Origin of the sequence: Paraconexibacter algicola, assembly GCF_003044185.1 — a bacterium.
Taxonomy (GTDB): Bacteria; Actinomycetota; Thermoleophilia; order Solirubrobacterales; family Solirubrobacteraceae; genus Paraconexibacter; species Paraconexibacter algicola.
This window is the reverse complement of sequence record NZ_PYYB01000004.1, coordinates 196,263-214,176: the sequence shown is the minus strand read 5'-3', so window position 1 is coordinate 214,176 and position 17,914 is coordinate 196,263. Positions and strand designations below refer to the sequence as shown.

The following is a 17,914-nucleotide window of genomic DNA, read 5'->3' as shown; positions in this document are numbered from 1 at the left end:
GCAGAATCGGCGCCGTGAACCTCCACGGGAAGACCGTCCTGCTGACCGGCGCGACCGGCGGCATCGGCCATGCGATCGCGCGCCGCCTCCACCGGGAGGGCGGCACGCTCGTGCTGACGGGCCGCCGCACCGACGTGCTCGAGCCGCTCGCGCAGGAGATCGGGGGGCGGGCGATCGCGGCCGACCTCGCCGATCCCGCGGCCGCCGAGCGCCTCGTGGAGGAGGCCGGGGACGTCGACGTCGTCGTCGCCAACGCGGGGCTGCCGGGGACCGGGGAGATCACCTCGTTCTCGCCGCAGGAGATCGACCGCGTGCTCGACGTGAACCTCCGCGTGCCGATCCTCATGACCCGCCACTACACGGAGCGGCTGGCGGCGCGCGGCGGCGGGCACTTCGTGTTCATCTCCTCGCTCGCGGGCAAGACCGGCTCCCCGTACTCGTCGATGTACAACGCGACGAAGTTCGGCCTGCGTGGCTTCGGGCAGGGGCTGCGGCACGAGATGGCCGCGAAGAACATCGGGGTCTCCGTGGTCTTCCCCGGGTTCATCCGCGACGCGGGCATGTTCGTCGACGCGGGCGTCGAGCTGCCGCGGGGCGTCGGCACGTCCAGCCCGGAGGAGGTCGCCGACGCGGTCGTCACCGCGATCGTCCGCAACCGCGGCGAGATCGACGTCGCCCCGCTGGGGATGCGCGTCGGGACGCTCGTCGCGGGGATCGCCCCGGCGACCGCGGCGCGCGTCAGCGAGCTGGCGGGCGCGTCGAAGATCGCGGGCGAGATGACCGCCGGGCAGGTCGACAAGCGCTGACCCGGGGGGCGAATCCCCGCTCCCGGGACCTAGTGGTGGGACACCCACCACCGACGGAGGTCCCATGGCCACGAAGAACATCAACCGCGTGCTGCTCGAGGGCGAGCTGCTCGCCGACCCGCGGCCGCTGGACGGTCGCTGCCGCCTGCGCCTGCTCGTGATGACGGTCCAGAAGGTCAAGCCGAAGGACCCGGAGGAGGAGCCGATCTGGGTCGGGCGGCGCAACGAGTTCGACGTGCTCGTCTGGGGCGCGCTCGCGCAGCGCTGCGTGGCGGAGCTGCAGGAGGGCGCGCCCGTGCTCGTCGAGGGACGGCTGGAGTGGATCGCCGGGACCGACGGGGTCGACGGGCGGATCTTCCCGCGGACCGAGATCGTCGCCGACGACGTCCGGGTGCTGTCGGCGCCCGCGCGGCCCGCCCCGCCCGCGGCGCTCGTCGCGCCGGAGCCCGCCCCGCCGGCTCCGGGCGAGGAGGCGGGGACCGCGGCGCCGCAGGTCGCGGCGGCCTGAGTGCGCGGGCGCGGCCGTCAGCGCACGCCGAGGCGGCGCGCGATCGCGTCGGCGATCGTCGCGGCCGCGTCGGGCGCCACGCCGAGGAACAGGCACGGCTCGATCAGCTCGACCTCGATGACGCCCGGGCGGCCGTCGAGGTCGGGGACGAGGTCGACGCGCGCGATCAGCGGTGCGGTGCCCTCGCGTGCGGCGACGGCGGCGACGGCGAGCGTCGCGAGGTCGAGCTCGTCGCGGCCCGGCTCGACCCGGGTCGCGGTGCCGCCGTGCTCGACCTGGACGCGGAAGTCGCCCTCGGCCGCGGTCTTGCGCACCGCGTGGGTCAGGGCGCCCTCGCAGAAGAAGACGGACGTCTCCCCCGCCCCGGCGACCGCGGGCAGGTACGGCTGCAGCATCGCGCCTCCGGTGCTGCGGGCGAGCTCCCGGACGTGCTCGATGAGCGCGAGCGTCTCGCTCTGGCTGTCGCGCACCCCGGTGAAGCGGCGCAGGCCCGATGCGCCCGCCCCGACGACGGGCTTGGCGACGACGTCGTCCCAGCCGCGGTCGCGCACCGCGGCGACGGCCGCGACGGGGTCGTCCTGCGGGCCCGCCCAGACGGTCGGGAGCGTGCGGATCCCGCCGGCCTCGAGGCCGCGCAGGTAGGACTTCTCGGTGTTCCACGTGACGAGGTCGGCGCCGGGCCACAGCCGCACCCCGGCGTCCTCGAGGCGGTCCGCCCAGGCGACGAACGCGTCGCGGCGGTCGACGTAGTCCCAGGTCGAGCGGACGAGGACCGCGTCGGCGTCCGCCCAGTCGACCTGCGGGTCGTCCCAGGCCGCGACGCGGCAGGCGACGCCGCGATCGTGCAGCAGCGGCAGCAGCGGCGTGCTGTCGGGGTCCAGGCGCGGGAACTCGGCGCAGCTGGCGAGCAGCAGCTCGGCCATGCTCAGCGCGCCGAGGCGGTCGCGAGCAGCGAGGCCTCGCCCGCGAGCGTCTGGCTGGTCGCCGCGGTGATGTGCACGGGCACGATGTCGCCGGGCGTGGCCACCCCGGTGAAGTTCACGACCTTGTTGTGCGGGGAGCGGCCGCGGAGCTTCGTGGGGTCGTTGCGCGACGGGCCCTCCACGAGCACGTCGAGGGTCCGGCCGACGAACCGCTGCGCGCGTTCGGTGGCGCGACGCTGCACGACCTCGACGAGCCGTTCCATCCGCTCGATCTTCACCGGGTGCGGAACGAGGCCCTCGGTCATCTCGGCCGCCTCGGTCCCGCGCCGCGGCGAGAACACGAACGTGAACGCGCTGTCGTAGCCGACCTCCTCGCAGACCTCGAGCGTCTGCTGGAAGTCCTCCTCGGTCTCCCCCGGGAAGCCGACGATGATGTCGGTGGTCAGCGACGTGTCGGGGACGTGCTCGCGGATCAGCGCGACGCGGTCGAGGTAGCGCTCGCGCGAGTAGGTGCGCCGCATCGCCTTGAGGATCCGGCTGGAGCCCGACTGCAGCGGCAGGTGCATGTGCGGGCAGACACCGGCGAGGTCGCGGTGGGCGAGCACCACGTCCTCCTTCATGTCCTGCGGGTGCGGGCTGGTGTAGCGGATGCGCTCGATCCCGTCGACGGCGTCGACGGCGTGCAGGAGCTCCGCGAACGTGCGCCGCTGCGGCCGCAGGTCGCGACCGTAGGCGTTGACGTTCTGCCCGAGCAGCGTGACCTCGCGCACGCCGTCGGCGGCGAGGCGCGTGACCTCCTCCACGAGCCCGTCGAAGGGCCGGGAGGACTCGCGGCCGCGGGTGCTCGGCACGATGCAGTACGAGCACTTCATGTTGCAGCCGACGCTGATCTGCAGCCACGCGTGGAGGTCGCGGGCGCGCTTGGTCGGCAGCTGCGCGGGGAAGTCCTCGAACTCGAAGAAGCCCTGGGCGGTGAGCGAGTCGCTGGTGAGGAACTCGGCGAGCTTGTGGATCTGGCCGGGACCGAACGCCACGTCGACGAACGGGAAGCGCTGGAAGACCTCGTCCTTGACGGACTGCGCCCAGCAGCCGCCGACGCCGATGAGGACGTCGGGGTTGTTGCGCTTGTGGCGCTTGGCGTGCCCGAGGTGCGCGATGAAGCGCGAGTCGGCGGACTCGCGGATCGAGCAGGTGTTGAACAGGATCAGGTCGGCCTGGTCGGGCTCAGGGACCTCCGCGTACCCGAGCGTCTCGAGCATGCCCTTCATCCGCTCGGAGTCGTGCTCGTTCATCTGGCACCCGAAGGTGGTCACGTGGTACCGCTTCTGCACCCGCCCAGGGTAGCGAGGGGTCAGCGGGCGTAGTCGACCGCGCGCGACTCGCGGATCACCGTGACCTTGATCTGGCCCGGGTACTCGAGCTCCTGCTCGATCTCGCGGGCGATGGTGCGGGCGAGGTCGGTGGCGTCGAGGTCGGTGATGGCGCCGGGGGCGACGATCACGCGGACCTCGCGGCCGGCCTGCATCGCGTAGACCTTGTCGACGCCGTCGTGGCGGGCGGCGAGCTGCTCGAGCTCGCGCAGGCGCTTGACGTACTGGTCCAGCGATTCGCCGCGCGCGCCGGGACGGGCGCCGGAGAGGGCGTCGGCGGCCTGGACGATGACGGCCTCGACGGTCTGGGGCTCGACCTCGTTGTGGTGGGCCTCCATTGCGTGCGCGACGGCCTCGGGCTCCCCGTGCCGGCGGGCGAGGTCGCCGCCGACGAGCGCGTGCGGGCCCTCGATCTCGTGGCTGACGGCCTTGCCGATGTCGTGCAGCAGCGCGGCGCGTCGGGCGGTCTTGGCGCTGGCGCCGAGCTCGTCGGCCATGAGCGCGGCGAGCTGCGCGCACTCGACGGAGTGCGCGAGGACGTTCTGCCCGTAGCTGGTGCGGAACTTCAGGCGGCCGAGCGTGCGGGTCAGCTCGACGTCGAGGCCCTGCACGCCGGCTTCGAGGACCGCGGTCTCCCCCGCCTCCTGCATGTGGGACTCGAGCTCGGACTTGGCCTGGTAGTAGGTCTCCTCGATGCGCGCCGGGTGGATCCGGCCGTCCTGCAGGAGCTTCTCCAGGGTGAGGCGCGCGACCTCGCGCCGGACGCCGTCGAAGGCGCTCAGCACGACCGCCCCGGGCGTGTCGTCGATGATGAAGTCGACGCCGGTGAGGTTCTCCAGGGCGCGGATGTTGCGGCCTTCGCGGCCGATGATGCGGCCCTTCATCTCGTCGCCGGGGAGCTGCACGACCGACACGGTCGTCTCGGCGGCGTGCGAGGCGGCGAGGCGCTGCATCGCGACCGAGAGGATCGAGCGGACGCGGCGCTCGGCCTCGTGCTTGGTCTCGTCCTCGATCTGGCGCAGCAGGCGGGCGCGGTCGTGGCGGGCCTGGTCCTCGACCTCCTTGAGCAGCGCCTGCCGCGCCTGGCCGGCGGTGAGCCCGGACAGGCGCTCGAGGGCCGCGACGCGCTGGGCGACGAGCTCGTCGAGGTCGCGCTGGCGGGCGGCGACCGTGTCGTCGAGCTCGCGGCGGCGGGCGGCGAGCGCGTTCTCGAGCTCGCGCTGGCGCGTGTCGAGCGTGTTCTCGAGCTCGCGGCGTCCGGCGGCGAGCTGGTTCTCCACGTCGCGCTCCCGGGTGTCGAGGGTGGCCTCGCGCTCGCGCAGCGCGCGTTCGCGGGCGTCGAGCTCGTCGAGCCGGCGCACGAGCGTGTCCTGTACGGCGGCGCTGGACGCGGCTGGCTCCGTGCCGGTGGCGGCGGGGCGCCCGCGTCCGCGTCCGACGACGAATGCGCCGACCACGATGCCCGCCGCGAGGACGATCGCGCCGATGACGAGTTCCATGTCCGTTCCTCCCCCCGACCTCGCGGGAACGTCGCGGGCCGGTCTCCGGTGTGGCGTTCAGGCGACGGGCGGGCCTCGGGCCCGGGCGAGTCGGTGGGGTCGGGCGGCGGTGCCGCTGGCTGGTTCGGGTGTCTGGTCCTGCGGGTGTCGGGTGCTGCGGTGGTGCGTGGGTCAGGCGGGTCGCCGGCGGTCCGGCACGTCGCACCGCCGATGCTACCGCCCGGCCTCCCGCCGCTGGACGAACCGTCGCCCGGACGCGCGTGTCGTCTCCGACCTGGTCCTTCCGGGAAGGATGAGCGGTCCACGACGCGGCCCGGCGGGCGCGGTGGGGCGCGGGCCCGGGCGCGCGCGTGCATGCCGCCTGCGACCGGGCCCGGGCGCCCGCGCACGCACCCGACGCGGCTCGGGACGGGCCCGGTCGCCGCCCGACGCACCCTGCCGGGCCGGGCCCGGCTCGACGTACGCGACCGGCCGTGGCCCCGCGCCCGCGTCGTGGACGCCTCATTCCTCCGGGGAGGATCAGCGGCCCACTCGCCACCGCGGGCAATGGTGGCCGTCCGCGGCATGGATCCGGCGGGCTGGCCGCGGCCACGCCCCGCGCCCGTGGACGCCTCATGCTTCCGGGAAGGATCAGCCGTCCACTCGAGGACCTCGCCGCCGCGCAAGCCGCGCGTTCATGGCGCCCCCGCCCCGCCCCGCCCTGATTGCGGCGCACGACCCGCCGGGCGCCGCCGCGCCCGCGACCGCGCGAACCTGGCCCGCCGGCGTGCGACCCCGCCCGCTCGGCTGTGCGGTCGCCCGCAGGCCCGGCGTCAGTCGACGAGTCGGTCGCGCTCGAAGGCGCGCACGGCGTCGTACGCGAGCTCGAGCGCGTAGCCCTTGCGGACGAGCATGCCGAGCGCGCGTTCGCGCTCGCGGTCGGTCTCGGGGGCGTCGCGGTAGCGGCGGCGCAGGAGCGCGACGGCGGCGTCGAGCTCCTCCTCCCCGTCCTGCGCGGCGAGCGCCGCGGCGATGTGCTCCGGCGAGACGCCGGCCTGCAGGAGCTTGCGCTCGATCCGGTCGGCGCCCCACGCGTCGAGCGTGCGACGGTCCTCGGCGAACCGGACCGCGAACCGCGCGTCGTCGACGTAGCCCTGGACCTGCAGCTCCGCGACGACCTCGTCGATCGTGCGCGGCTCGACCCGCTTGGACTCGAGGTGGCGGCGCAGCTCCACCACCGTGCGGTCCCGGTACCCGAGGTACCGGTACGCGAGGTCGATCGCGTGCTGGAACCGGGCGGCCGGGTCCAGCACGCGAGCGGCGGTCTGCTCCTGCTCGGGGGTCACGTGCGCGGGTGCCCCGGGACTACTTCGCGGTCGCCTCGAGCCCCTCGTGGACGCCGGACTCCTCGGCGGCCAGGCCGGCGTCGACCGGCTCGTCGAGCGGCGCACCGCTGCCGTCCCGGTCGATGCCGAGCGCCGTGTAGATCTTCGCCTCGATCTCCATCGCGATCTCGCGGTGCTCGTCGAGGAACGCCTTGGCGTTGTTGCGGCCCTGTCCGAGCCGCTCGCCGTTGTAGGAGAAGAACGAGCCCGACTTCTGGACGATGTCGTTCTCGATGCCGAGGTCGAGGATGCAGCCCGAGGTCGAGATGCCCTTGCCGAACTCGATGTCGAACTCCGCCTGGCGGAACGGCGGCGCGACCTTGTTCTTGACGACCTTCACGCGGACCCGGTTGCCGACCGCCTCGGTGCCCTCCTTGAGGGTCTCGATGCGGCGGATGTCCAGGCGCTGGGACGAGTAGAACTTCAGCGCGCGACCGCCCGGCTGCGTCTCGGGCGAGCCGAACATGACGCCGACCTTCTCGCGGATCTGGTTGGTGAACAGGATGATCGTGTTCGTCCGGTTCAGGTTGCCGGCGAGCTTGCGCATCGCCTGGCTCATCATGCGGGCCTGCAGGCCGACGGTCGTGTCGCCCATCTGGCCCTCGAGCTCGGCGCGCGGCGTGAGCGCGGCGACCGAGTCGATCGCGATGAGGTCGACCGCACCGGAGCGGACGAGCATGTCCGCGATCTCCAGCGCCTGCTCGCCGTAGTCGGGCTGCGAGACGAGCAGCTCGTCGATGTCGACGCCGATCCGCTGCGCGTACAGCGGGTCCATCGCGTGCTCGGCGTCGATGAACGCGCAGACGCCGCCCATCCGCTGGCACTCCGCGATGACGTGGTACATCAGCGTCGTCTTGCCGGAGGACTCCGGACCGAACACCTCGACGATGCGGCCACGCGGGACGCCGCCGATGCCGAGCGCGAGGTCCAGCGACAGCGCGCCGGTCGGGATCGCGTCGACGCGGACGCGCGCGCCCTCGTCCCCCATGCGCATGACGGAGCCCTTGCCGAACTGCCGCTCGATCTGGGTGAGGGCGCCCTGGAGGGCGTCATTGCGGGCCTTCGCGGCCTTCTCGTCAGCAGTTGCGGGCATCTCGGTGAAACCTCTCGTCGCAGTAGGGCCCGAGGGACTATGGGCCTCGGTTCGGACGGAACTGAGGCTAGGGACCGGGACGTGTCATGGAAACACGTGTTCGCATCGATTCCGTGCCGATCCTGCGGACACGGGCGCGCAGAAAGCTGGCGCGTCAGGACTCGCCGAGGAGGGCGCGACGCACGAGATGCAGGCCCACGGTCGTCGCGCGATCGCGGACGTCCGCGCGCGAGCCGGGGATCGTGATGCTGCGCGTCAGCCGCTGCGCGTCGCCGACGGCGACCGACAGCCACACCAGGCCCACCGGCTTCTCCTCGGTCCCGCCGCCCGGCCCGGCCACCCCGGTGATCCCGACCCCGACGTCCGCGCCGGTGACGCTCCGCGCCCCGTCGGCCAGCGCCTCGGCGACCTCCTGCGAGACCGCCCCGACACGCTCGATCAGCGCCGGGTCCACCCCGGCGACCGCGGACTTCACCGCGTTGGCGTACGCCACGATCCCGCCGAGCACGTAGTCCGACGAACCCGCGAGCTCCGTCAGCCGGCCGAGCAGCAGCCCGCCGGTGCACGACTCCGCGGTCGCGATCGTGCGACCCGAGGACCGCAGCAGCTCGGCGACCTGCTGGTCGACCGAGGTCCCGTCGTCGGAGAACAGGGTGTCGGCGTGCCGTTCCCGGACCGCCGCGTCGAACGCCGCATACGTCGCCGCGGCCTGCGGCTCGTAGCGCGTCACGATCTCGACCTCGCCGCGGCGCAGGCACGTCGTGATCTCCAGCGCGTCGAGGTCGACGCCCGCGTCGCGCGCCTGCCGCATCGTCTCGGCGATCTCCGACTCCGGGATGCCGAACAGGCGCAGCATCCGCTGCTCGTAGACCGTCGCGCCCGCGATCGCCGCCCGGAACAGCGGGTTGGCCTCGGCGTCGCGCCACATCGGCTGCAGCTCGCGCGGCGGGCCCGGCAGCACGACGACGGTCGGGCCGGCGGCCCCGTCCGGGGGCGGGACGACCAGCCCGGGCGCGGTCCCGACCGGGTCGAGGACGTTTGCGCCGCGCGGCACCATCGCCTGCTTGCGCGCGGACTGGCGCAGCGCGTCCTGGTCGAGGCCCGGCCAGCGGGAGAGCAGGCCGCTGACCACCGCCCAGACGCGCTCCTCGAGCGCGGGCTGATGCTCCAGCGGCCGGCCCTGGAAGTCCCCGACGACCTGGGCGGTGAGGTCGTCCTCGGTGGGACCGAGCCCGCCGCTCGTGCAGACGACGTCGACGCCCTCGGCGGCGAAGAACCGCAGGGCGGCCTCCACGTCCCCCGGGCGGTCCCCGACGACCGCGATGTGCGCGAGGTCGACCCCGAGGTCGCGCAGGCGCTCGGCCAGCCACGGGCCGTTGCGGTCGACCACGCGACCGGTCAGCACCTCGGTGCCGGTGACGACGATGCCGGCGCGGGGCATCAGCCGTCGCAGACCGGTCGGTTCTCCGGCGAGAGCGTGCGGCGCTTCCCGCCCGGCGTGATCTCGTACCCGATGCCCTCGGCGTTGTCGGCCACGTCCCGGTCCTTTCCGTCGATCCGCAGCCGCGCGGCCGCGTTGCCGAGCGTGATCCGGAACCGCGAGGAGCGGAACGTCCGGGTCTGGCTCGTGGTGTCGAGGATCTGCCCGTCGATCAGCGTGCGGCCGCCCGCGGCCGTCAGGCAGACGAACACCTGCCCGGTCGGGACCACACGCAGCCGGACGGTCCGCGCGGCCGGGGTCGCGGTCGCCGTCGCCGCCGGGGTCGCGCTGGGCGCGGGGGTCGCGTCGGCCGCGGGGCGCGTCGCGTCGGTCGTCGTGCGCTGCTGCGTCGTCGTGGCGACCGCGGGCTCGTCGTCCCCGCCGCCGCGGCCGAGCAGGTACAGCGTGCCGAGCAGCAGCACGACGACGAGGCCGACGACGTAACCGCGGGGCACGCCGGTCGGCTGCGGGCGCGGGCGCCGGCGGCCGGGCTGCGGCGCCCCGATCGGCCGCAGCTCGGTGAGGTTCGGGCGCTCGTGGCGGAGCTTGTACTCCTCCACCAGGAGCTTGGAGTCGAGGCCCAGGACGTCCGCGTAGGTGCGCAGGAACGTCTTGACGAACGTCGGCCCCGGCAGCAGGTCCCACTCCTCGTTCTCGAGCGCGCGCAGGTACTTCGCCCGGATCTTCGTCTCGGCCTCGATCTCCGAGATGTCGATCCGGGCGCGCATGCGCGCCTCTCGCAGGGTGGCCCCGATGTCCGCCATCGGCCCTGCAGGCTACCGGTGCTCAGTCCCCGAGCATCTCGCCGGCGTCCGGGATCTCCGCCACGTCGGGTCCGCCGCCCGCCGGGGACGGTCCGCTGGGCGTCTCCTGCGCCCCCGCGACGTCCCCGCGCTCGGCCAGCGCCGCGAGCACGCGCGGCAGGTCGCCCTCGGTGACGAGGACCTGACGGGGCTTGGAGCCCTCGTAGCCGCTGATGACCCCCCGCCGCTCGAGCATGTCGATGAGCCGGCCCGCGCGCGTGTAGCCGAGCCGCAGGCGCCGCTGGAGCATCGAGGTCGACGCGGTGCCCATCTCGACGACCAGCTGGATCGCCTCGCCGAGCAGCGGGTCCTCGTCGGGATCGAACCCGTCGTCGGCACCGCCGGCGTCCTCCTTGGGCTCCTCCTCGACCTCCTCGAGCAGGTCCTCGCGGATCTCGGGCTCGCCCTGCCGGGCCCACCAGCCGGTGATCTTCTCGATCTGCGCCTCGTCGATGTAGGCGCCCTGGATGCGCTGCAGGCGGCTCGAGCCGACCGGCGAGAAGAGCATGTCGCCCTGCCCGAGCAGCGACTCGGCGCCGTTCTGGTCGAGGATCACGCGCGAGTCGGTCTGCGAGGACACCGCGAACGCGATCCGCGACGGCACGTTGGCCTTGATCATGCCGGTGATGACGTCCACGCGCGGGCTCTGCGTCGCAAGGATCAGGTGGATGCCGACCGCGCGCGCCTTCTGCGCGATGCGGATGATCGAGTCCTCGACGTCGCCCGGGGCGACCATCATCAGGTCGGCGAGCTCGTCGATGACGCAGAGGATGTACGGGAGCTGCGCCTCGCCGTTGTGACGGCGGTGCTTGTTGAGCTCCGGCAGCGAGCGGGTCTTGGCCATCGCCATGATCCCGTAGCGCCACTCCATCTCCTTGACGAGGTTCTGGAGCGCGTTGGCCGCCTTGCGCGGCGACGTGATCACCGGCGTCAGCAGGTGCGGCACCGACTCGTAGTGGTTGAGCTCGACCTGCTTGGGGTCGACGAGCACGAGCCGGACCTCGTCCGGGGTCGCGCGCAGCAGGATCGAGGAGAGCATCCCGTTGACGCAGGCGGACTTGCCCGCGCCGGTGGTGCCGGCCACGAGCAGGTGCGGCATCTTCGCCAGGTCGGCGGGGATCGCCTTGCCGGAGACGTCCTTGCCGAGCCACACGGTCAGCGGCGAGAAGCTGTCGGGCGCGTCCTCGTAGACGTCACCGAGCGTGACGACCTGCCGGAGCTTGTTGGGGACCTCGACGCCGACCGCGGTCTTGCCGGGGATCGGCGCCAGGATCCGGATCTCGGTGGCGGCGAGCGCGTACGCGAGGTCGTCCTTGAGGTTGGCGACCTTGCTCATCTTCACGCCGGGCGCGAGCCGCAGCTCGTAGCGGGTGATGTGCGGGCCGGAGACCGTGCCGACGACCTTCGCCTCGATCCCGAGGTGCTGCAGCGCGACGATCAGCGCCTCAGCGGTCTGCGCCTGGCCGGCGTGGTCGGGGCGCTGGCTCTGGGCGCTGGAGCGCTTGAGCATCGCCGCGCGCGGGCGGTGCCACTCGATCTGGCCGTCCTCGAGCGCGAGCGCGGCCTGCTCGCCGACGGGCAACTCGTCGACGTCCTCGTCCTCGTCCCCGTCCTCCTCGACGACCGGCTCGGCCGCGCGGGGCGCGCGCGGGGCGGGCACGGGCGGCGCGGGCTCGGGCTCGGGGTCGGGGTCGAGCTCGGCGAGCAGCTCGGGCTCCACGTCGGCGTCGAGGTCGACCGGCGGCGCGGGCGGGCGCTCGTCGACCACGGTCGGCTCGACGCGGATCGGGGCGTCCTCGTCGCCCCACAGGTCGGGGTAGCGCAGCGCGCCGTCGAGCTGGCCGGTGCGGTCGTCGCGCACGGCAGGCTCGCTGTCCTCGGGCTCCGGGGGCACGATCGGGGCGACCGTGCGGTCGCGGTCGGCGGTCGTGCGCGCGGTCCCGGCGCGGCCGCCCCGGCTGGCGCCCGTCCCGGTGGAGGTCCGGTCGCGCGCGGGCGCCGGGGCCGGGGTGGTGCGCAGCGCGCGGGTCGTGTCCGCGACGCCGCTGGCGGTGGCCTGCACGACGCCCGCGACCGAGGCGCCCGTGAGCAGCAGGATCCCGGCCAGCAGCAGGAACAGCGCGATGATGTGCGCGCCGATCGAGGAGAACGCGCTGGAGGCGCCCCAGAACAGCACGGATCCGAGGATGCCGCCGCGCTCGCTGTAGATCGCGGCGTTCCAGACGTCGCCGTTCGGGCCGTCGGGGCCGAGCCCGAGCGTGCCCGCCGCGAGCATCAGCGTCGTGGCCAGGAGCAGGCAGGCGGCCCCGGCCTTGAACGGGCGCATGCCGCTCGGCAGCACCGGGCGCAGCACGAGCACGATGCCGGTGGCGGCGACGGCGACCGGCGCGAGGTAGGAGACCTGGCCGACCAGCCGCTCGATCCCGTCGACGACGGCCTCCCCCGCCGCGCCGCCGTACCACTCCAGGTACAGCGGGAAGGCGAGGAACACCCCGGCGGCCACGAGCGCGAGCCCGATCAGGTCGACGTGGTGCTGCTCGAGCATCGGCGCGCGCGGCGCGCGGCCGCCCGCGCGACGCGCGCGGGGCTTCGCCGCGCCGCTCTTGGCGCGCGGGCGCGCGGCGGCGCCGGACTTCGCCGAGGAGCGTGCGCCGGCGGACGTGCGCGCGCCCGCGGCGCGGGACTTGGGATTCTTCGTGGCGGCCATGGGTCGTGCGTCGTGGGTTCGACGTGCGCGGTGGGTCCCCTGCCCGCGACGTGCCGTCGGCGAGCGCCTCGAGCGCCTAAATCCTCGTAAAGCGCGGGGTTTCCGAGGACCGGCCATCTACCATGGGGAGGTGACCGAGACCGACCGCCCGGCCCGTGTGCTCGTCGTCGAGGACGACGAGGAGATCGCCCAGGTCCTCCAGCGCTCGCTGCGCATGGAGGGGTACGAGGTGCGCACGGCGGCCGACGGCGAGGCGGCCCTGGACGCGGCGAGCGCCTACGTCCCGGACGTCGTGATCCTCGACCTCGGCCTGCCGAAGCTCGACGGCATCGAGGTCGCCAAGCGGCTGCGCGGCGCCGATGACGTGCCGATCCTGATCCTCACCGCGCGGGACGCGGTCGAGTCGCGCGTCGAGGGCCTCGACTCGGGCGCCGACGACTACCTCGTCAAGCCGTTCGAGCGGCAGGAGCTGCTGGCGCGCATCCGGGCGCTGCTGCGCCGCCGCCCGCCGCGTGGCTCCGCGTCCCTGGTCGCCGGGGACCTGACGCTCAACCCGGACACGCACGAGGTCGCCCGCGGCGAGCGCATGATCGAGCTGACCCAGCGCGAGTTCGAGCTGCTCGAGTACCTGATGCGCAACGAGCGGATCGTCGTCCCGCGCCAGCGGCTGCTCGAGGAGGTCTGGGGCTACGACCCGTTCGCGACGACGAACACCATCGAGGTGTTCGTCTCGAACCTGCGGCGCAAGCTCGAGGCGGGCGGCGAGCCGCGGCTGCTGCACACGATCCGCGGCGCGGGGTACGTGCTCCGCGCGTAGGTGCCCGTGCTCGGCTGGCTCGACCGGATCCCGATCCGCTGGCGTCTGGCCGGCGGCTCCGCGGTGCTCACGCTCGTGATCCTCACGTCGTTCGCGGTGCTGATCGGGCATCTGACGACGACGCGGATCCGCGCGGACTTCGACGACCAGACCGAGCGCGCGGCCGACCAGCTGCGCAACAGCATCGAGGCGACCTACGACCTCGGGACCGGGACGGTCCGCTTCTCGCGCCCGAACCTGCAGTTCTACGCGAGCGCCGACAACGCGGTGATCCGCGTGCTGACGCAGGACGGCACGCGCGTGAAGTCGTTCCCGCGGCGCACGCCGGACTTCGGGCTGCAGCCCGAGGGGGGCACCGACGTCGCCGGCTACCGGGTCGAGACGCGCCCGTTCCCGCTGCTGGGCGGCGGCTACATCCTCGTGCAGTACGCGCGCAAGCTCGCCGAGGTCAACGCGACGATCGACCGGGTGAAGTTCTTCCTCCTGACGGGCGTGCTGGGCGGCGCGGCGTTCGCGCTGATGGCCGGCCTGCTCGTCGCGGGGAACGCGATGCGGCCCGTCCGGCGGCTCACCGAGACCGCCCGGGAGATCGCGCGCACCCGCGACCCGAACCGCCGCATGCAGGTGCCGGAGGCCACCGACGAGGTCGCCGAGCTCGCCCGCACGCTCGACGAGATGCTGCTGGCGCTCGAGTCCAGTCGCGCGGAGACCGAGGAGACGCTGCAGCGCCAGCGCGCGTTCGTCGCCGACGCCTCGCACGAGCTGCGCACGCCGCTGACCAGCGTGCTGGCGAACCTCGAGCTGCTCACCGAGGTGCTGGACGGCGAGCGCGGCGAGGCGGCCCGGTCGGCGCTGCGGTCCTCGCAGCGGATGCGGCGGCTCGTCGCCGACCTGCTGCTCCTCGCCCGGGCCGACGCGGGCCGGGAGGTCCGGCACGTGCCGCTGGACCTCTCCCAGGTCGTCGTCGAGGCGGCGGCCGAGCTCGGGCCCGTCGCCGGCGAGCACGAGCTGGCCGTCGACGCCCCGGCGGGCGCGATGGTGTCGGGCGCCCGCGACGAGCTGCACCGCCTGGTCCTCAACCTCATGGAGAACGCGGTCAAGCACACGCCCGACGGCACGCGGATCGACGCGATCGTGGAGCGGGACGCGTCCGGGCGGCTCGTGCTCGTCGTGCAGGACGACGGGCCGGGCGTGCCCGCGTCGGTGCAGGGCCGGCTGTTCGAGCGGTTCGTGCGGGGCGAGGGCGATCGCGGCGGGTCGACGGGCCTGGGGCTGGCGATCGTCCGGGCGGTCTCCGAGGCGCACGGCGGCGGCGTGCGCCTGGAGGACCGGGAGCCGCACGGCACCCGGTTCGTCGTGACCCTCCCGGCGCTGCCGGTCGATCCGGCGGCGCCCGAGCAGGACGAGGAGCCCGGGGAGACCTCGCTCCTCGGGCCCCCGGTGCGGCCCGCGGGCTAGACCTCGACGACGACCGGCAGCACCATCGGCCGCCGGCGGAGCTTGCGGAACACGAACGCCGCGAGGTCGTCGTGGAGCTGCTGCTGGAGCAGGTCGATCTCGCGCACCTGGTCCTTGGCGGCCTTCTCGAGCGAGTCGTCGACGACGTCGCGCAGCTCGTCGAGGAGCTCGTCGGCCTCGTCCTTGAACGGCACGCCGCGGAAGATGACCTCCGGGTCGGCGACCGAGGTGCCGTCCTGCTCGCTGATCGTGGCGACGACGACGAAGATGCCGTCGGCCGACAGCATGCGGCGGTCGCGCAGCGCGGCGTCGGCGGGCTCGCCGAGGTCGACGCCGTCGACGAAGATGACGCCGCTCTTCTCGGGCTCGCCGAAGCGCGCGCCCTGCTCGTCGATCTCCAGCGGCAGGCCGTTGCGGCCGCGGAACACGTTCTCCGCGGGGACGCCGACCGCCTGGGCCAGCTCGCCGTGGAGCTTGATCCGCTTGTGGTCGCCGTGGAACGGCATCACGTAGGTCGGCTTCGTCAGGTTGAGCATCAGCTTGATCTCCTCCTGGTAGCCGTGGCCGGAGGCGTGGATCGGGGCGTCCGCGGTCGTCACGACGCTGCAGCCGATCTGGTAGAGCCGGTCGACCGTGTCGTTGACGGCGCGCTCGTTGCCGGGGATCGGGGTGGCGCTGAAGACGACGGTGTCGCCGTCGTGCAGCTCGATCTGGTGGTGGTCGCGGTAGGCCATGCGGCGCAGCGCGCTCAGCGGCTCGCCCTGGGACCCGGTCGAGACGATGACGATCTTCTCGTCCGGGAAGTCGTCGATCTCGCGCGGCTGCACGAGCATCCCCTCGGGCACGTGGATGTGCCCGAGCGACCGCCCGATGTTGATGTTCTTCTTCATCGACCGGCCGATGAGGCAGACCTTGCGGCCGTTGGCCTTGGCAGCGTCGACGACCTGCTGGACGCGGTGGATGTTCGACGCGAAGCAGGTGACGACGATCCGGCCGTCGCAGCGCGAGAAGACCTCGGTGAGGTGCGGGCCGGCGACGGACTCCGACGGGCTGAAGCCCGGCCGGTCGGCGTTGGTGGAGTCGCCGCACAGCAGCAGGACGCCGCGCTTGCCCAGCTCGGCGAGCCGCTGCACGTCGGCGGGCTTGCCGTCGACCGGGGTCTGGTCGAACTTGTAGTCCCCGGTGATGAGGACGGTGCCGAGGTCGGTGGTCAGCGCGACCGCGCGCATGTCGGGGATCGAGTGCGTGAGGTGCACGAGCTCGAGGTCGAACGGGCCGACCTCGAGGACCTCCCCGGGCTTGACGTCGTGGCACTCCACGAGCTTGCCGAGCTTGTGCTCGTCGAGCTTGGAGCGGGCCATCGCCATCGTCAGCGGGCCGCCGTAGATCGGCGGGGCGTTGTCGGCGCCGAGCTCGCGCAGCATCCAGGGGAGCGCGCCGAGGTGGTCCTCGTGGCCGTGGGTGATGACGATCGCCTCGATGTCGTCGACGCGGTCGCGGAGGTAGTTGAAGTCCGGCAGGACGAGGTCGATGCCGACCATCTCGGCGGTCGGGAACCGCAGGCCGACGTCGACGACGACGATGTGGTCGTCGTACTCGACGACGGTCATGTTCTTGCCGATCTCGCCCAGGCCGCCGAGCGGGAGGACGCGAAGGACAGGGGTGCTGCTCATGTGGATGTGGTCTCCAGGAGGTTGCGACGCTCGAGCATCGCGCGAATGGTGGCGGTCTCGTCGGCGCTCGCGGCCACGTAGGGCAGGCGCGGCTCGCCGACGGGGCGACCGAGAAGGTTGAGGGCGGCCTTGGTGCAGACCGCGGCGGGCGCCACGCTGAGCGCCTCGAAGACCTCGACGAGCGAGGCGTGGATGGCGGCGCGCTCGGCGGGCTCGGCGACCATGCGCTGCATCTCGGGTCCGACGACGTGGCTGGCGACGAGGATGCCGCCGGCGCCGCCGAGGTCGAGGGTGAGCGCGAGGACGTCGTCGTTGCCCGCGTACAGCTCGAGGCCGTCGACGAGCGCGAGGTTGTCGTTGTTGGCCTGCTTGACGCCCTCGATGTGGTCGAGCTGCGCGAGCTCGGCGAGGAGGTCGTTGGGCATGTCCGATCCCGTGCGCTGCGGGATGTTGTAGAGGATGATCGGCCGGTCGGCGGCCTGCGAGACCTCGCGGTAGTGCGCGACGATCCCGGCCCGATTGGGGCGGTTGTAGTACGGGTTGACGCTCAGCAGGGCGTCCGCGCCGAGGGCGCAGGCCTGCTCGGTGAGGTGGATGGCGTGCCGGGTGTCGTTGGAGCCGACGCCGCCGACGACCGTGAAGTCCGGCCGGGGCCGCTCGGTGACCGCGAGGCCGATGAGCGCGAGATGCTCCTCGTCGTCCAGCGTCGCGGCCTCGCCGGTGGTCCCGGCGACGACGACCCCGTCGGAGCCGTTGTCCGCCAGGTGACCCATGAGGGCGACGAAGGCGTCCTCGTCGACGCTGCCGTCGGCGGCGAAGGGGGTGACGATCGCGGTGAGGATGGATCCGAGCCCGGCCATGCGCCCAGTATCGCAACCCTGACCGGGGAACCGGCCCCCGGCCGTCTAGCGGCCGAGCGGGTCGCCGTCGGTGACGGCCGGCGGGACGTCCTGCGGGCGCACGGCCGGGCGTCCCTGCGCCAGCGGGTCGCCGGAGGCGTGCGCCGGGGCCGCCGGAGCGGGCGGTGCCGGCGGCGGGGCGACCGCGGGCGGCGGGGCGACCGCGGGCGGCGGGGCGACCGCGGGCGGCGGGGCGACCGCGGGCGGCGGGGCGACCGCGGCCGGCGATGGCGCGACAGCCGTCGGCGGAGCGGTGCTCGCGGCGGGCTCGAATCCGTCCGTCGTCGGCGTCGGGACGGGCTGCGTCGCGGCGGGCGCGCCGGCCTCCGTGCCCGCCGGCTCCACGGGCACCTTGCGGCCGTGCTGGTCGTAGCGGAACGCGGGCGCGTCGGACGGGGCCGCCGCCTTCGCGGCCTGCTGCTCGTTGAAGCCCCGCTGCGCCTCGTCGAGCTTGGCCTGCGCCTGCTCGGCCACCGCCTTGGCCTTGTCGAGGAATCCCATGGCGCCAGCGTAT

The 17,914-nt window shown here is 73.8% G+C and carries 15 protein-coding genes; 4 read left to right on the top strand and 11 right to left on the bottom strand.

Annotated elements, in window-relative coordinates:
• Positions 1–14: 14 nt before the first annotated feature.
• A complete protein-coding gene (locus C7Y72_RS20415) occupies positions 15–806 on the top strand; it encodes an SDR family NAD(P)-dependent oxidoreductase (RefSeq protein ID WP_107571038.1) in 792 nt (263 codons plus the stop codon).
• Between the two features lie 64 nt (positions 807–870).
• On the top strand, positions 871–1,314 hold the full coding sequence (locus C7Y72_RS20410) for a single-stranded DNA-binding protein (protein ID WP_107571037.1): 444 nt from the start codon (positions 871–873) through the stop codon (positions 1,312–1,314).
• A gap of 17 nt (positions 1,315–1,331) precedes the next feature.
• On the opposite strand, the gene C7Y72_RS20405 is transcribed toward C7Y72_RS20410, so the two are convergent.
• From C7Y72_RS20405 to C7Y72_RS20370, 8 genes are all read right to left on the bottom strand, one after another.
• Complete coding sequence (locus C7Y72_RS20405; RefSeq protein WP_107571036.1) at positions 1,332–2,237, bottom strand: ATP-grasp domain-containing protein; 906 nt, start codon at positions 2,235–2,237, stop codon at positions 1,332–1,334.
• Positions 2,238–2,239: 2 nt separating this feature from the next.
• Complete coding sequence (gene miaB, locus C7Y72_RS20400) at positions 2,240–3,568, bottom strand: tRNA (N6-isopentenyl adenosine(37)-C2)-methylthiotransferase MiaB (RefSeq protein WP_233243943.1); 1,329 nt, start codon at positions 3,566–3,568, stop codon at positions 2,240–2,242.
• 20 nt (positions 3,569–3,588) lie between these two features.
• Positions 3,589–5,106 carry a ribonuclease Y gene (gene rny / locus C7Y72_RS20395; RefSeq protein WP_107571035.1) on the bottom strand — a complete coding sequence of 506 codons (1,518 nt, stop codon included), beginning with the start codon at positions 5,104–5,106 and terminating at the stop codon, positions 3,589–3,591.
• 812 nt (positions 5,107–5,918) lie between these two features.
• Entirely contained in the window at positions 5,919–6,431 is a 513-nt protein-coding gene (locus C7Y72_RS20390; RefSeq protein WP_154732215.1) for a regulatory protein RecX, read from the bottom strand.
• Positions 6,432–6,450: 19 nt separating this feature from the next.
• Positions 6,451–7,563, bottom strand: a complete 1,113-nt coding sequence (gene recA, locus C7Y72_RS20385) for a recombinase RecA (RefSeq protein WP_107571033.1) — start codon at positions 7,561–7,563, stop codon at positions 6,451–6,453.
• Between the two features lie 154 nt (positions 7,564–7,717).
• Entirely contained in the window at positions 7,718–9,007 is a 1,290-nt protein-coding gene (locus C7Y72_RS20380) for a competence/damage-inducible protein A (protein WP_107571176.1), read from the bottom strand.
• Positions 9,004–9,807, bottom strand: a complete 804-nt coding sequence (locus C7Y72_RS20375; protein ID WP_107571032.1) for a helix-turn-helix domain-containing protein — start codon at positions 9,805–9,807, stop codon at positions 9,004–9,006. The genes C7Y72_RS20380 and C7Y72_RS20375 overlap by 4 nt, the downstream gene beginning before the upstream one ends.
• 22 nt (positions 9,808–9,829) lie before the next feature.
• Positions 9,830–12,553, bottom strand: a complete 2,724-nt coding sequence (locus C7Y72_RS20370; RefSeq protein ID WP_107571031.1) for a DNA translocase FtsK — start codon at positions 12,551–12,553, stop codon at positions 9,830–9,832.
• Between the two features lie 130 nt (positions 12,554–12,683).
• On the opposite strand from C7Y72_RS20370, the gene C7Y72_RS20365 reads away from it, so the two are divergent.
• Together C7Y72_RS20365 and C7Y72_RS20360 are read left to right on the top strand one after the other, a co-directional pair.
• A complete protein-coding gene (locus tag C7Y72_RS20365) occupies positions 12,684–13,370 on the top strand; it encodes a response regulator transcription factor (protein ID WP_284690359.1) in 687 nt (228 codons plus the stop codon).
• The gene (locus C7Y72_RS20360; protein WP_107571029.1) at positions 13,371–14,828 is read left to right on the top strand and encodes a HAMP domain-containing sensor histidine kinase; all 1,458 of its coding nucleotides are present in this window, start codon (positions 13,371–13,373) and stop codon (positions 14,826–14,828) included. It abuts the gene before it with no gap.
• On the opposite strand, the gene C7Y72_RS20355 is transcribed toward C7Y72_RS20360, so the two are convergent.
• The 3 genes from C7Y72_RS20355 to C7Y72_RS23595 are packed head-to-tail and all read right to left on the bottom strand — an operon-like array spanning position 14,825 to position 17,901.
• Entirely contained in the window at positions 14,825–16,501 is a 1,677-nt protein-coding gene (locus tag C7Y72_RS20355; RefSeq protein WP_107571028.1) for a ribonuclease J, read from the bottom strand. The genes C7Y72_RS20360 and C7Y72_RS20355 overlap by 4 nt on opposite strands.
• Positions 16,498–17,361, bottom strand: coding sequence for a 4-hydroxy-tetrahydrodipicolinate synthase (gene dapA / locus C7Y72_RS20350; RefSeq protein ID WP_107571027.1), 864 nt, complete (start codon positions 17,359–17,361; stop codon positions 16,498–16,500). The genes C7Y72_RS20355 and dapA overlap by 4 nt, the downstream gene beginning before the upstream one ends.
• A 45-nt stretch (positions 17,362–17,406) precedes the next feature.
• On the bottom strand, positions 17,407–17,901 hold the full coding sequence (locus C7Y72_RS23595) for a hypothetical protein (protein WP_158276969.1): 495 nt from the start codon (positions 17,899–17,901) through the stop codon (positions 17,407–17,409).
• Positions 17,902–17,914 lie beyond the last annotated feature (13 nt).